Here is a 13,847-nt window from a genome sequence, read left to right as displayed (position 1 = left end):
AACCAAAGACATAGGTTTACCTGAATTTACCACCGCTAGCTACCGAAAGTATCACCTTTTCTTTAGTATTCTCCGCAAATTATCCCAATACTTTTAATTATCGATGGAAAAACACACATTTCAGGAAGATATTATTGCCATGATAACCGGGAGCTTTTTGGTTGCTCAGGGAATCATGTTTCTGCAAGCGGCAAATGAAATTACAGGTGGGACTGCCGGATTAGCATTATTATTCAACCAATTAGTCCCCTACTCTTTTGGTGTGCTATATCTGCTATGTAATGCCCCTTTCTATTTGCTCGCCTGGAAACGGTTTGGTCGCCGGTTCACGCTGAACAGTTTGATTTCCGGTCTACTGGTCTCCCTGTTTACCGAGCTATTTGCACACTTCATTCTGTTGACACATGTCAATGTCATTTACTGTGCAATTACCGGAGGGCTTTTCATGGGACTGGGGATGCTGATCCTTTTCCGCCACCGTTCAAGCTTAGGCGGATTCAATGTCTTCTGCTTATTGATTCAAGATAAGTTCGGGATTTCTGTGGGTAAGACACAATTATGCATTGATGCGTCAATTGTCGGCGCATCCTTATTTTATCTTCCCCCAGCGACAATTGCAGTTTCAATACTCAGCGCAGCGGTACTCAATATCGTACTTGCGATGAATCATAAACCATCTCGATATTCTGTCACTTACAGTTCACCATAGACAAGTACAGTTCACCATAAACAAGAAAGTGCACAGGATTTTGTCTTACATATCCTGATGTTGAATAAGAAATAACTCATTTGTCCAAAAAGACATCACTCAGTCATAAATTTTTAGAAAAGTCTTTACAGGCTGCATAGGTTTGCTATGATGCGCCCCGCACCGAAGAGATGTGTCGGGAATATTTCTTCAATATAAAGTGCATACCCTGGAGGGGTTCCCGAGTGGCCAAAGGGAGCAGACTGTAAATCTGCCGGCTCCGCCTTCGATGGTTCGAATCCGTCCCCCTCCACCATATTCAACATGTTTGAATCATTCTTTATTTGATTCAGGCATGAACAAAACTCTGGAGGGGTTCCCGAGTGGCCAAAGGGAGCAGACTGTAAATCTGCCGGCTCCGCCTTCGATGGTTCGAATCCGTCCCCCTCCACCATATAGAAAAGCCAGCATCTTGCTGGCTTTTTTCTTATCTGTGTCTCATCAATACAGACCATCACAATCCTGTTCTATACCATTGTTATCAATCCAATAAAATAATCCGGGTTTCATAAGGTCTTAACCGTTGGTATGTCTCTACATGCTGCATATTGAGTCCGGTATAATTCCCCAACAGATAGCGAGCCGGACGACTGATCATATCGGGAGGTAACTCACAGTATTGCAACCGCTCAGAAAAGTTACTCAGACAAATCAGTGATTGCCGTTCTGATTGTCTGATATAACCCCAAATCGCCTTATCATCCGGATACAGATCCCGGTAATCTCCGAAGGTAATCACGTCCAGTTCTTTTCTCAACCGAATCAGTTGTTGATAGAAATAAAAAATTGATTCAGGATCCCGAAGTGCAGCAGCGACATTAATTTCAGTATAATTTTCTGCCACATCAACCCACGGTTTTACCCGACTGAATCCAGCATACAATTCACGATTCCATTGCATCGGGGTACGAGCGTTATCTCTGGATTTCTGAGCCAGAATATCCAGCATCTCTCCTTCTGCCATTCCCTGCTGATGCACCAGAATGTCATACATATTCAGACTTTCGATATCCCGGTATTGTTCAATCGAAACATACCCCGCGTTCGTCATCCCTATTTCTTCACCCTGATAGATATAAGGCGTTCCCTGCATCATATGTAATGTTGCTGCCAGCATTTTTGCTGACTCGACCCGATATTGAGACTCATGACCGAAACGGCTGACAACCCGTGGCTGGTCGTGATTACACCAGAACAAAGCCCCCCATCCCGAATCGTGTAAGCCTGTTTGCCAATGATTGAAAATTTTCTTCAGTTCAATAAAGTCATACGGCGCATTGACCCACTTTTCATGATTGGGATAATCCACTTTCAAATGATGAAAATTGAAAACCATTGAGAGTTCTTTGCCATCCAGAGCCGAGTACCGGCGACAGTGTTCAACGGTCGTCGAAGACATTTCTCCGACCGTAACACAGCCATATTTCTGAAACACAGCCGTACTGATCTCCTGAAGAAACGCATGAACTCTCGGACCGTCCGTGTAATAACGTTTCCCATCCCCCGCATCATCATCCGGAAAATTCTGGTGTTTCGAGATCAGGTTAATGACATCCAGCCGAAAACCATCGACACCTTTTTCAGCCCAGAATGAGATAATCTTCTTCACTTCTTCACGAACGTGTGGATTTTCCCAGTTTAAGTCAGCCTGCTCTTTCGCAAACAAGTGCAGATAATATTCACCAGTATTGAAGTCCGGCTCCCAGGCACTCCCACCAAATTTTGACTGCCAGTTATTGGGGACTCCCCCCTCTTTGGCGGGACGCCAGATATAGTAGTCCCGATAAGGACTGGATAAATTACCCAACGCATCCTGAAACCAGGGATGTGCTGTCGAGGTATGGTTCACAACAATATCCATCATCACTCTGATATCACGCCGATGGGCTTCTGCCAGTAAGCGCTCAAAATCACTTAATGTGCCAAATTCAGGATGGATATCATAATAATCACAAATGTCATAACCATTATCGACCATTGGAGAGGGATAAACCGGAGTCAGCCAGATGACCTCAATCCCCAATCCTGCCAGATAATCCAGCTTTGAGATCACGCCTTGTAGATCACCAGTCCCGGTACCACTCGTATCACAAAAACTTTTGGGATAAATCTGATATACCGTCGCGGTCTTCCACCATTGATCGGTTGATGTCGGTTGAATCATCATCAATACTCACTTACCTAAAAATAAAGAAAACAAAATCGTCATAAACTTCACCACTAAAACCGACTATGCACCCACCACCTCAACGGCATTTTTCGCCTGAGCACGTTTGTACAAAAATAAGGTCAATAGTGTGGGAACAGCAATCGCAACCACCATCGCCAGTAAAAAAGTGCCCCAGAACTGCGGTTGAATTGAAAGAATGCCCGGTAAGCCGCCAACACCAATACCATTGGCCATCACACCGGACACACCACAAATACCAGCCGCCAGCGAACTGCCAATCATGGCGCACAGCATCGGGAACTTATATTTCAGGTTAATCCCATACATTGCCGGCTCCGTCACGCCAAGATAAGCAGAGATTGCTGCCGGAATTGAAATATCCCGTTCGCCCTGTTTTTTACTAACCAGAATGATCCCGACAACGGCTGAAGCTTGAGCGATATTCGATAAAGCAATGAGTGGCCAGATAGGTGTTCCGCCCATTTGCTGCATCAACTGTAGATCCACAGCATTGGTTGTATGATGGATACCTGTAATCACCAACGGGGCATATAAGAAGCCAAACACCATCGACCCGAGAACCGCAAATGAACCGGTCATCGCTGATTTAGCAATATAAGCAACGCCATTCCCCAGTTCCCGCCCGAAGGGACCAATCACTGCATGCGCCAGAATCACGGCGAGAATAATCGATACAAACGGCACCACAACCAGATACAGATAGTCCGGCACAATGCGCTTCAGACGTGTTTCAATCAGTGCCAGAACCACCCCGGCCAACATCGCAGGAATCACCTGAGCCTGATAACCAACCTTCTCAATCGTAAATAGACCGAAATCCCAAACCTCAGGTAACTGTTTTCCGATCAGATAAGCATTCATCAGTTGTGGAGAAACCAAAGTGATCCCGAGTGTAATGCCGAGAATCGGCGTTCCCCCGAGTTTTTTCACGGTTGACCAACACACACCAACCGGCAGGAAGAAGAAGATGGCTTCGCCAATCAACCACAAAAATGAGTGAACCGTTGCCCAGAACTGACTCATTTGAGTCAGGGTCTGACCATCAAACATTTTGATATCGCCAATCACATTCCTGAAACCAAGAATCAGACCACCGGTAATAATGGCTGGCAACAGAGGAACAAAGATTTCAGCTAAATGGGAAATTCCCCGTTCCAGCACATTCATATTCTGCCGTGCAGCAATTTTCGTCTCTTCTTTGGAATCCTCTTTTAAACCTGCCATGTCAACAAGCAGGTGATAAACCTGATCGACTTCCGTACCAATAACGACCTGAAACTGGCCGGCATTGGTAAAACATCCCTTCACTATCGACAGTGCTTCCAGCGCCTTACCGTCGGCTCTATCTGTGTCTTTCAGGACAAAACGGAGACGGGTCAGACAGTGCGTCACACTGGCAATATTGTCTGCTCCACCGATGTGAGCGATAAGTTTCCTGATGTCATCTGTTGGTATGTCGCGAGCCATATTGACCTCTCATACTTTGCATACAGCGTATGTCCGATTGTTATCGTCATTCGTCACAGTCATGGGAACATTCCCACAACACAGAACAATCATGACATAACTGAAACCAAAATAAATGGGAACAGTCCCATAGCATGAAAAAGATCACACCAGAGAAAAATATCAGTCGGGATGATGAGAAGTAGATCTCACTTGGTAGGGTGTGGTGACAGCACTAGATGCCGGATGGTTTTCTGACCTTCGATATGTTCGATTAAGAGCTCGGCAGCCTGCTGGCCTGCGGCTTCATATCCCGGATCAACACTGTAAATATCTGGAAACAAAAAAGAAAGCAACTCGCTCCGGCCAACACTGGTCACGACGATATCTTCCCGGGACAGTTCCTGAAGGCGCTTCATCACCCCCATGGCAATAGAATCACTGGCACAGACAATCGCCTGTAATGATTCATGCATCACCCGGTCGACCAGCGTATAGGCACTGTCAAAGCTCAGTTGCCCAGTCTGATAATTCGGTGCCATACCGGATTGTTTACACCACTGACAGTATGCATCCAAACGTTGCTGACCTGTGGTTTTATCTGCCGGATCGACCCCGATGAAGGCGATATCCGATAACGACTGTTGACTCAAATAATCCAGACAGGACCAAATCATCTGGCTGTTATCATAATTGATGGTCGAGATCTGTTCCGATTCCATGGCAAACACAACAGACTTATATTGCCATGCCTGCAAAACCGATAAATCCAGACCTGAGAAACCAAAAACAATCACGCCATCTACATGGCGCTTAGCCAAGACCGAGAGATGTTCTGCGGTTTTCTCATGACTGAACTGGCTTTCCATGATCACCACATCAAAACCACGCTGATATAAAACAGACAGAATCTGACTCACAACCCGGCTTTCAGAGGAAGACTCCAGTCTCGAAATAATAATACCAACGACTTTCTGGCTGCCCCCTCGCATTGACTGAGCAGACTTTGAAGGCGAATAACCAGAATTTTCAATCACTTCCAGAACTTTAGCCCGAGTTTCAGGACTCACTCTTTCATCCTGAGTCAACACCCGGGACACGGTCGATTTTCCGACCCCGGCTAGTCTGGCAACATCAAGAATAGTTAACTTCTTATGATTCATGAATAATTCAATTCACTCCGGCCGGAAGCGGTAATACAGTGATCATATCAACGAGCCGCCAGATAAGCCGGAACGTCTTTGATACTCGCAAGCACAACATCAGCAAGTGATTCGCCGTCTTCAGTGATCGGTTTTCCGGTGCGGACCAGAATTGAAGTGCTAACCCCTGCGGCCTGGGCTGCAATCAAGTCTGATGGTTTATCACCAACCATCACCGAATTTGCCATATCGATATTGAGAAAATCACGCGCAGAGATAAACATACCGGGTTGGGGTTTGCGACAGTCGCACGCCTGCTTATATTTATCGAGACCATGCTCAGGATGGTGAGGACAATAATAAATCCCATCCAACTCAACCCCGTGATCAATAAAATTCCAGTCCATCCACTGAGTCAGGCTCAAAAAGCGATCTTCGCTAAACAAACCTCGCGCGATACCCGCTTGATTGGTGACCACCACTAAAAGATATCCCATCTCCTTCAAGCGTTTTGTTGCCTCAAAAACCCCATCAATGAAATGGAAATCATGCTCATCATGAACATAACCACTATCAATATTGATCACACCATCGCGATCCAAAAACACTGCTGGTTTAGCCAAGGCTTTACCCCATCGGACTGATTAATGTGGGCTATTATACTCAAACTCACTGGCGGAGATACACCCAAATCCCCTTTGTATCACGTTTCAGTTTTTTGATTGCTTTTTTCCGAACAAATGACGACAATAGTACTTTTAGACGTCTAGACGTCGAAAATGATTGACTTCATTATCATGAAGCCATAGCATCCACTACCAAATCGCAGGTGTTGTTCTGGTTGAACACGATTTCATATCTCAACACACCATGTCTCAGCGTACAGTTTGTCATCTGAGACGCAATTCAATGAATAAGCTAAGTACGTCCTAGTCAGGGTTTCTAATGATTGAAATAAATCACGTCAATAAAATGTTCGGTCAAGGCGACAATCAAATACTCGCCCTAAAAGACATTAATCTCCATATCCGGCAAGGGACCATTTTCGGTGTGATCGGCTCTTCCGGTGCAGGGAAAAGTACGCTGATACGCTGTGTCAATATGCTGGAATCCCCCACCAGTGGTGAAGTCATTGTTGACGGTGTTGACCTGACCAAATTGAGCGCAGCTCAGCTCTGTCAGGCCAGACGCAATATCGGTATGATCTTCCAGCATTTTAATCTGTTATCATCCCGAACTGTATTTGACAATATTGCCCTACCGCTAGAACTTGCTGGCCATAATCAGCAATATATCCATAATAAAGTGAATAAATTGCTGACACTTGTCGGCCTTGACGACAAGAAACAGGCATATCCATCCAACCTCAGTGGCGGGCAAAAACAGCGCGTCGCGATTGCACGCGCATTAGCGAGTGACCCCAAAGTGCTGCTCTGTGATGAAGCCACCAGTGCACTGGATCCGGCTACGACCCAATCGATTTTACAACTGCTCAGACAGATTAATCGTCAGTTAGATATCACGATTTTGCTGATTACGCATGAAATGGATGTGGTTAAAAGTATCTGTCACGAAGTCGCAATCATCGGCGACGGTGAGTTGGTTGAGAAAGGCAGTATCAGCGATATTTTTGCCCATCCGAAAACAGAACTCGCTCACCAGTTTATCCGTTCGACACTGGATTTATCGATTCCGGAAGATTATGAAAGTCGTCTTCATCCGGAACGTATTCCGAGTAGCTATCCGCTCGTTCGAATGGAGTTCACCGGTGCCACGGTTGATGCCCCGTTGGTTTCACATATCTCACGGGATTTTAATGTGGATGTGAACATTCTCAGTTCTGATCTCGATTATGCCGGTGGGGTTAAATTTGGCATGTTGGTCGCAGAACTCTTTGGCGAAGATGCAAACACTCAATCCGCAATCGAATATCTCCGTTCACAGCATGTAAAAGTAGAGGTCCTTGGGTATGTCAATTAACCTCATCGTTGACTGGGTCAGCCAAAACAGTCACCTGATTTTGAATGCCACTTGGCAAACGGTCTATATGGTTGCCATCTCAGGCTTGGTCGGCTTTCTCGTCGGCATTCCACTCGGTGTTATTTTGCATATCACAAAACCGAGGGGACTCATGGAAAACCGACGCTTTAACCGTGTGTTAGGCGCAGTGGTCAACATCGGTCGCTCAGTACCGTTTTTGGTCTTGATGGTCGCAATTATCCCGTTAACCAAACTATTGATCGGCACATTTATCGGCACAACAGCGGCAATCGTGCCATTGACCATCGGCGCGATTCCATTTGTTGCCCGACTGATTGAAGGAGCCCTGTTGGAAGTCCCTGCCGGTCTCGTTGAAGCAGCCCAAGCCATGGGCGCGAAACCGCTGCAAATTATCACCAAAGTGCTGTTACCGGAAGCGATGCCAACGATTCTTAACGCCGTCACCATCACGCTAGTGACACTGGTGAGTTACTCGGCAATGGCAGGCACCGTTGGCGGGGGCGGCCTCGGTGATGTGGCGATTCGTTATGGTTTCTACCGTTATGACATTACCGTCATGGCTGTGACTGTCGTGATGCTCATTGTTCTCGTTCAGATAATTCAGTCGATTGGCGATGCCATCGTACGCCGGGTTGACCATAGATAAGCAACCATAAATCAACAATAAAAACATCGATGATCGATGATCATCACTCAGGATTAAGCCAAGGAGAAGTTTATGAAATTAAGTCTAAAGGGGTTACTCACGATTGCTACGGCAGCTTCAGCACTTGTGCTCGCCGGCTGTGGTGATAAAACTGCCGACAATAATAAAATCAAAGTGGGTGTGATTGCCGGTGCGGAAGCACAAGTTGCCGAAGTTGCGAAGAAAGTGGCAAAAGATAAATACAATCTTGATGTTGAGCTGGTTACATTCACCGATTACGTCACGCCTAATGCAGCACTGGACGATGGTTCTGTGGATGTAAACGCATTCCAGCATAAACCATATCTGGACCAACAAATTGCCGATCGGGGTTACAAATTAAAGATTGCCGGCAATACATTCGTTTATCCGATTGCCGGATACTCCAAAAAAATCAAATCAGTTGATGCACTAAAAGAAGGTGATCGGATTGCCGTACCAAATGATCCAACCAACCTTGGCCGCTCTCTGATCCTCCTTCAGCAGCAAGGTCTGATTACCTTACGCGATGGTGTTGGTCTGAAAGCAACCGTACAAGATATTGTGAAAAATCCGAAGCAGTTAGAAATCCTGGAATTAGATGCAGCACAACTGCCACGTTCACTCGATGATGTAGCCATTGCGGTTATCAATACAACGTTTGCCAGCCAATTACACCTTTCTCCGGAAAAAGATGGTCTGTTTGTCGAAGACAAAGAGTCACCATACGTGAATCTGATCGTCGCGCGTGAAAACAACGTCAACGACGAAAATGTACAAAACTTCGTTAAAGCTTATCAGACCGATGAAGTCTATAATGCTGCGATGAAAATCTTCAATGACGGTGTTGTAAAAGGCTGGTAAAACCAAGTGTTGCCGTCAACGCGATAACAACATTCGTACCAAGACAAAAAAGGGCATCTGCCCTTTTTTATTGCTTCATTTTTATAATGACTTACTTCAGGTAATCCCACGACAGATTCGAAACAATCCGGCATGAATCGCATTTGAAATGGAAAATATCGTGCAGGGGTTCGGCTAACCGCCATTCACCACCACATTTTGGACAACGACGATGCTGTTCACTTTCCAAACTGGTCCCACCGACACGGTACTGATAGAAGTAAGTGGGGATTTTCGTCAAATACTCAATACGTCCACGCAAATCCCAGCCACGCCGGAACAAATCACTGTCCGGCAGCATCATCTCTTTTAAAGCGGCATGTTCAGCCTGACAGCCACCGGCCATCTGGATCTCATCACAGGCTTGCCACTCCGTCTGCCATTTAATCACCGCTTTATGATCACCATTGAATGTCGCAGGAATGCGGTATAAAGGTATCGGCAAGAGCGTGTCACCATTCCGTAAGGGGGAGCAAGTATGAACATAGGTGGTATATAGTACCTGCCACTCACGTGGCTCATCGGGGTCCGTTTGCTCGGAGTGAATATCTCGCCCCAGAACACGAACTTTCGGGGCGAGCAAACTCGCCCCAGCCAGCCTTGCGATACATCTGCGGACAAAATCGGAGTGATGATTCGGATGCAAACTCTGTTTTTCAGCACATACCGCTCGGACAAAGAACTCACCGTCCCCCATCACCACGGGGAATTCCCGCCCCAAAATCTGACCGTTAAACCGCAGAGCTTCCAGTAAACCGGAAATCACCCCTTCAACGGCCGCAACCGTGGTGTTATCAAAACATTCAAACTGGAGTTCAACAACGTACATCACTTACACCATTGGTTCTAATTGTTCTAAAAAAGCATCGAGTGTCGGTGCCAGTATGTCCCGTTTTGATGTACCGAGACGCTCCAGAATGACCTCACCGCTCAAATTACAAATCGAAATCACATCGAGTTCTGCATCAGTAGAAGCGATAAATACAGTGGGTTTGATCTTCAAACGGCGCTGGGTGACCAAATGCCCTAGAATATTCTCCTGCAACCGAGCAAAATCAGCATCACTCCAGACTTGCAGTAACGTTAATGACTCGCCTTGCCAACGCGCTTCCATATCAGCACAAAACTGCGTGCCATAAAACGCTTTGATCGCCTCATGAAAATTCAGATCAATCGCCTGCTCTACATTTGAAAAGTCCGCGGGTTCACTTCGACTAACGGGCTGCCAGTACACAATGTCACCTTGTTTATCATCAATACAAGGCGACGGCCAATCCGCTAATTCGGTATTCATTGGCAAAGAACCATGTTCCTGTTGATATGCCACTAAATAACGCTGACAAAACCGCGTCAGGGATGATGATAGAACCATTTCACTCATGTTATTCTCCGAGTTATCACTGTGATACCGCCATTTTCTTCAGTTCGAGCTAAAGAAAGCAATCGCGCTCCGCTCATGATTCGATTTTCTCCGGTAATTTCCCAATCATTTCACGAAGACAGCCCACGCCTAATGACATTGGCGGGGGGATTGCGTAAAATTCTCGGTATTCTAAACGAATTTAGTCCTGAGCATGAGCAAATATTCCGATACTAAAGCCTTGGCTGACCTTAAATTAGGTCAAGATACTGTCTATGCAAGTCATTATGATCCTTCACTACTACAAGCAGTGCCCCGAAGCTTGAACCGGAATGACCTGCACTTGTCGGAACCGCTGCCGTTTCAGGGGTGTGATCTCTGGACGCTTTACGAGCTTTCATGGCTCAATACCAAAGGATTACCACAGGTCGCGATTGGATACGTTTCAATCCCGGCCACCAGCCCGAATCTGATCGAATCTAAATCATTTAAACTCTATCTAAACAGTTTGAATCAGACAAAATTTGACGATTGGCGAACAGTTCAAACCAGACTCAGTGCTGATTTATCTCACTGTGCCGGTGAAGAGGTCACCGTGAACCTCAGACATGTCAATGATTTTACTCACCAACACATCATCACCATGGAAGGCGAATGTATTGACGAGCAGGATATTGAAATCGACCAGTATGCATTCAACGCAGCCTATCTGGAGCAAGCAACCGCGGAAACCTTTGTTGAAGAGACCCTGCACAGCCATCTTTTGAAATCCAATTGTCTGATTACCAATCAGCCGGACTGGGGCAGCGTTGAAATACATTATCGTGGCAGACAGATCAATCGCGAAGCACTACTCCGTTACCTGATCTCTTTCCGTGAACACAATGAGTTTCATGAACAGTGTGTGGAACGAATTTTCACTGATCTGATGAAATATTGCGCGCCACAATCATTAACCGTTTATGCTCGGTATACCCGCCGGGGCGGACTGGATATCAATCCTTATCGTTCAACGGAAGATCACCAGCCAGCCAGCGTTTTACGTATGGCTCGTCAGTAAACCGGCTGGGAGTTACCGCGTCGATGATCAGAACCATCCGGAATACGCTATCTTTATGGTTGCTTCTCAGTAGCTGTCATGTGGTATTTGCGAGTGTTTATACCTCTCCCACACTGGAAGAAGCCAATCTACTTCTGGATATTTCGCCGAAGGAAGCACAATCGCTCACATCCGCTTACCTGACCAAAAGAACCTTATCGGATACCAACGAGAAATCACCGTCGAAGATCACCAGTGAAAGCCCAGACAATCTCATCCGCACACCGAATTCGAGTGTTGAGGCCATGGAAATACTGGCTCAGGCGCTCTTTCGTCAAGGGTATTATGATGAAGCACTGCGCTATCTGAAAAGTGCTATCGCATTAACCCAAAAATACCAATTACCTTACCTGGAAATCGAAGTTTGTCAGTTAGAGATCCGTCTCAACTGGCTCCTCAACCATGATGCACAACAGGCACGGACTCAGCTCAAAAAACTCTCAGCCGAATTGGCTCAGCTTAAAAACGCTGAACAGCTTGGTAAAAGAATTCATTATAATATTTTGATGCTTCTGGCTGAAATTGCCTCCAAATCCAATGAGAATGAACTGGCAGAACGCCATTATGAAGCAGCCAAAGCCTACATCAGCAAAACGCAATCCGTCAAAAGACAGATCGAGTATCATATTCAGGTCGGTAAGCACTATCTGAATCACAAGCGTTACAATAAAGCACTGTCTGAGTTACTGACCGCTTATTGGAGTGCATTAGAATCCAATGATAGTGCATTACTGGCGATGACGAATTCGCTCTTGGCTCAACTGTTTTATGAACGCAAGGTTCTTGATAGAGCACTGCTTTATCTGTCCCAAGCCGCTGACTTTTATGATGCGTATGAGGAATCCCCCGTGCTGGTAGATATCCTCAAACGGATGGGCGATATCTACTATCGGCAAAGTAAGTTCAATCTGGCACTCGTCTATTATCTGAATGTGCTTGATCACTCGGTCACACAGTACAATATGCAGCTTTTCATCGCAGTACGGATTCGTCTGGCATCGACCTACATGCAGCTCTACAACTACCCGCTGGCCGAGGATTATCTGTCAGCAATCGAGCCATTACTGGCGCAGTTTAACTTTCCCCGGCTCCAAGGACAGACCCTCCTCCTGAAAGCCGGGATCGCTTTTTATCAAAAAGATACATCCCGGGCGATTACATTGGCACGTCAGTCCACAGAGCTGGCAGGCAAGACTCAGGATGAGCAAACATTAATGCAGGCATTTAAGCTACTTTCCGAGGCATCTGAGAAACAAGGGCACTATTTAGAGGCACTCAACTATTCACGTCAGTACAACCAATTGAGTCAAAGACAGCAAAATCAGTTGAATCACATCAGTGAAGAAGCTTTCAAACAGCAAAAAATGTTTGTCGAACAAACATTACATTTGGCCGGTCAAGATCGGGCACTGAAGCAGCAAGAAAAACATTATCGGTATTTACAAAATATTGCTTACGGCCTTTTTACGGCCGGGTTTATCTTCTTTCTACTCATTTTACGACGTGGCTACATCATTCGACAGCAGAGCGAAGAGATCGAATATCTCAACAATCACTTGTTCATGCATTCTCGCTCTCATTTGAATAACTTGCGAATGCTGAATGAAGACCTATCTTCTTCTCTACAAAAGAGCAGCCATACTTATGAGCAATGGCATATCGGTGAATTAATCCACGAACCGCTCAGTGATCGTTTACGGTTTGCAATGATCGATATTCCTTTCTTGCGGAATATGTATCTTGAGCATGGTTACACAGAAGGTCTCAAGCTTGAATTAGCGTTTGGTGAATACCTGAAAGACAAACTGGATGAGCACACCCGTCTGTTTCATTTTACGGATGCGAACCTTGTCTATGTAGAGCATAACTACATGCAAACCGATGAAAGCGATGAAGCGTCTCCACAAGCATTGTTTGAGAAAATTCAAACTTGGATAAATGAATTCCAGCCATCCAGTCACTTGAATCGGCTGATTCGAATCGGCATTACCGATTATCCGTTTTTACCGAAAGCGTACACAGCAATTAATGAGAAAGAATTACTGGATATCCTGCTGATGGCGACCAGTGCTTCAAGAGAACTCAGCGTCACGGAGCAAAGTAGCCATTGGGTCTACTTGAAAGCCATCGATAATGCGCCTGCGGCCAGCTTTGCAACCGACAATATTCGTCAAGCCTGTCGTCAAGCAATTAGCCAAGGACTGATCAAAGTGCATTCTTCACATAAAAACGAAGAAAGCATCAAGAATCTGCTCAAAGATACATGAACACGCTCTCAACCATGCTTTCACGG

General features: G+C 45.8%; 12 protein-coding genes and 2 tRNA genes. 8 read left to right on the top strand and 6 right to left on the bottom strand.

Annotation, left to right across the window (positions count from 1 at the left end; translation table 11 throughout):
- Positions 1-103 precede the first annotated feature (103 nt).
- The 3 genes from MKS89_RS04445 to MKS89_RS04435 all read left to right on the top strand — a co-directional run bounded on the left by MKS89_RS04445 (position 104) and on the right by MKS89_RS04435 (position 1,142).
- On the top strand, positions 104-709 hold the full coding sequence (locus MKS89_RS04445; protein WP_072960749.1) for a YitT family protein: 606 nt from the start codon (positions 104-106) through the stop codon (positions 707-709).
- 210 nt (positions 710-919) lie between these two features.
- Positions 920-1,004, top strand: a tRNA-Tyr gene (locus tag MKS89_RS04440).
- A gap of 53 nt (positions 1,005-1,057) precedes the next feature.
- A tRNA-Tyr gene (locus MKS89_RS04435) sits at positions 1,058-1,142 on the top strand.
- 87 nt (positions 1,143-1,229) lie between these two features.
- On the opposite strand, the gene treC is transcribed toward MKS89_RS04435, so the two are convergent.
- From treC to gmhB, 4 genes are all read right to left on the bottom strand, one after another.
- The gene (gene treC, locus MKS89_RS04430; protein WP_072960881.1) at positions 1,230-2,912 is read right to left on the bottom strand and encodes an alpha,alpha-phosphotrehalase; all 1,683 of its coding nucleotides are present in this window, start codon (positions 2,910-2,912) and stop codon (positions 1,230-1,232) included.
- A gap of 66 nt (positions 2,913-2,978) precedes the next feature.
- On the bottom strand, positions 2,979-4,406 hold the full coding sequence (treB, locus tag MKS89_RS04425; protein WP_072960748.1) for a PTS trehalose transporter subunit IIBC: 1,428 nt from the start codon (positions 4,404-4,406) through the stop codon (positions 2,979-2,981).
- Positions 4,407-4,594: 188 nt separating this feature from the next.
- Positions 4,595-5,548, bottom strand: coding sequence for a trehalose operon repressor TreR (treR, locus tag MKS89_RS04420; RefSeq protein ID WP_072960745.1), 954 nt, complete (start codon positions 5,546-5,548; stop codon positions 4,595-4,597).
- A 47-nt stretch (positions 5,549-5,595) separates the two neighbouring features.
- Positions 5,596-6,150: a D-glycero-beta-D-manno-heptose 1,7-bisphosphate 7-phosphatase gene (gene gmhB / locus MKS89_RS04415; RefSeq protein WP_072960742.1), complete on the bottom strand. Its 555-nt coding sequence runs from the start codon at positions 6,148-6,150 to the stop codon at positions 5,596-5,598.
- Positions 6,151-6,472: 322 nt separating this feature from the next.
- On the opposite strand from gmhB, the gene metN reads away from it, so the two are divergent.
- From metN to MKS89_RS04400, 3 genes are all read left to right on the top strand, one after another.
- Entirely contained in the window at positions 6,473-7,507 is a 1,035-nt protein-coding gene (metN, locus tag MKS89_RS04410; RefSeq protein WP_072960741.1) for a methionine ABC transporter ATP-binding protein MetN, read from the top strand.
- Positions 7,497-8,174, top strand: a complete 678-nt coding sequence (locus MKS89_RS04405) for a methionine ABC transporter permease (RefSeq protein ID WP_021020951.1) — start codon at positions 7,497-7,499, stop codon at positions 8,172-8,174. The genes metN and MKS89_RS04405 overlap by 11 nt, the downstream gene beginning before the upstream one ends.
- Positions 8,175-8,246: 72 nt before the next feature.
- Positions 8,247-9,056: a MetQ/NlpA family lipoprotein gene (locus MKS89_RS04400; RefSeq protein WP_072960738.1), complete on the top strand. Its 810-nt coding sequence runs from the start codon at positions 8,247-8,249 to the stop codon at positions 9,054-9,056.
- A gap of 91 nt (positions 9,057-9,147) precedes the next feature.
- On the opposite strand, the gene MKS89_RS04395 is transcribed toward MKS89_RS04400, so the two are convergent.
- Positions 9,148-9,924, bottom strand: coding sequence for a Zn-ribbon-containing protein (locus MKS89_RS04395; RefSeq protein WP_072960735.1), 777 nt, complete (start codon positions 9,922-9,924; stop codon positions 9,148-9,150).
- 3 nt (positions 9,925-9,927) lie between these two features.
- Positions 9,928-10,476 carry a SecY-interacting protein gene (gene syd / locus MKS89_RS04390; protein WP_072960733.1) on the bottom strand — a complete coding sequence of 183 codons (549 nt, stop codon included), beginning with the start codon at positions 10,474-10,476 and terminating at the stop codon, positions 9,928-9,930.
- Between the two features lie 193 nt (positions 10,477-10,669).
- Here syd and queF point away from each other — a divergent pair, with 193 nt between their 5' ends.
- Both queF and MKS89_RS04380 read left to right on the top strand, forming a co-directional pair.
- Positions 10,670-11,515: an NADPH-dependent 7-cyano-7-deazaguanine reductase QueF gene (gene queF, locus MKS89_RS04385; RefSeq protein WP_072960730.1), complete on the top strand. Its 846-nt coding sequence runs from the start codon at positions 10,670-10,672 to the stop codon at positions 11,513-11,515.
- Between the two features lie 23 nt (positions 11,516-11,538).
- On the top strand, positions 11,539-13,821 hold the full coding sequence (locus tag MKS89_RS04380; protein WP_072960727.1) for a tetratricopeptide repeat protein: 2,283 nt from the start codon (positions 11,539-11,541) through the stop codon (positions 13,819-13,821).
- Positions 13,822-13,847: the final 26 nt, after the last annotated feature.

Origin of the sequence: Vibrio gazogenes (genome assembly GCF_023920225.1) — a bacterium.
GTDB classification, from domain to species: Bacteria; Pseudomonadota; Gammaproteobacteria; order Enterobacterales; family Vibrionaceae; genus Vibrio; species Vibrio gazogenes.
The sequence above is the reverse complement of the archived record's forward strand: the minus strand, read 5'-3'. Positions and strand labels throughout refer to the sequence as shown.

Coding starts and splice junctions, on each gene's coding strand:
- MKS89_RS04445 (WP_072960749.1), top strand. CDS start 104: ATGGAAAAACACACATTTCAGGAAGATATTATTGCCATGATAACCGGG.
- treC (WP_072960881.1), bottom strand. CDS start 2,912: ATGATTCAACCGACATCAACCGATCAATGGTGGAAGACCGCGACGGTA.
- treB (WP_072960748.1), bottom strand. CDS start 4,406: ATGGCTCGCGACATACCAACAGATGACATCAGGAAACTTATCGCTCAC.
- treR (WP_072960745.1), bottom strand. CDS start 5,548: ATGAATCATAAGAAGTTAACTATTCTTGATGTTGCCAGACTAGCCGGG.
- metN (WP_072960741.1), top strand. CDS start 6,473: ATGATTGAAATAAATCACGTCAATAAAATGTTCGGTCAAGGCGACAAT.
- MKS89_RS04405 (WP_021020951.1), top strand. CDS start 7,497: ATGTCAATTAACCTCATCGTTGACTGGGTCAGCCAAAACAGTCACCTG.
- MKS89_RS04400 (WP_072960738.1), top strand. CDS start 8,247: ATGAAATTAAGTCTAAAGGGGTTACTCACGATTGCTACGGCAGCTTCA.
- MKS89_RS04395 (WP_072960735.1), bottom strand. CDS start 9,924: ATGTACGTTGTTGAACTCCAGTTTGAATGTTTTGATAACACCACGGTT.
- syd (WP_072960733.1), bottom strand. CDS start 10,476: ATGAGTGAAATGGTTCTATCATCATCCCTGACGCGGTTTTGTCAGCGT.
- queF (WP_072960730.1), top strand. CDS start 10,670: ATGAGCAAATATTCCGATACTAAAGCCTTGGCTGACCTTAAATTAGGT.
- MKS89_RS04380 (WP_072960727.1), top strand. CDS start 11,539: ATGATCAGAACCATCCGGAATACGCTATCTTTATGGTTGCTTCTCAGT.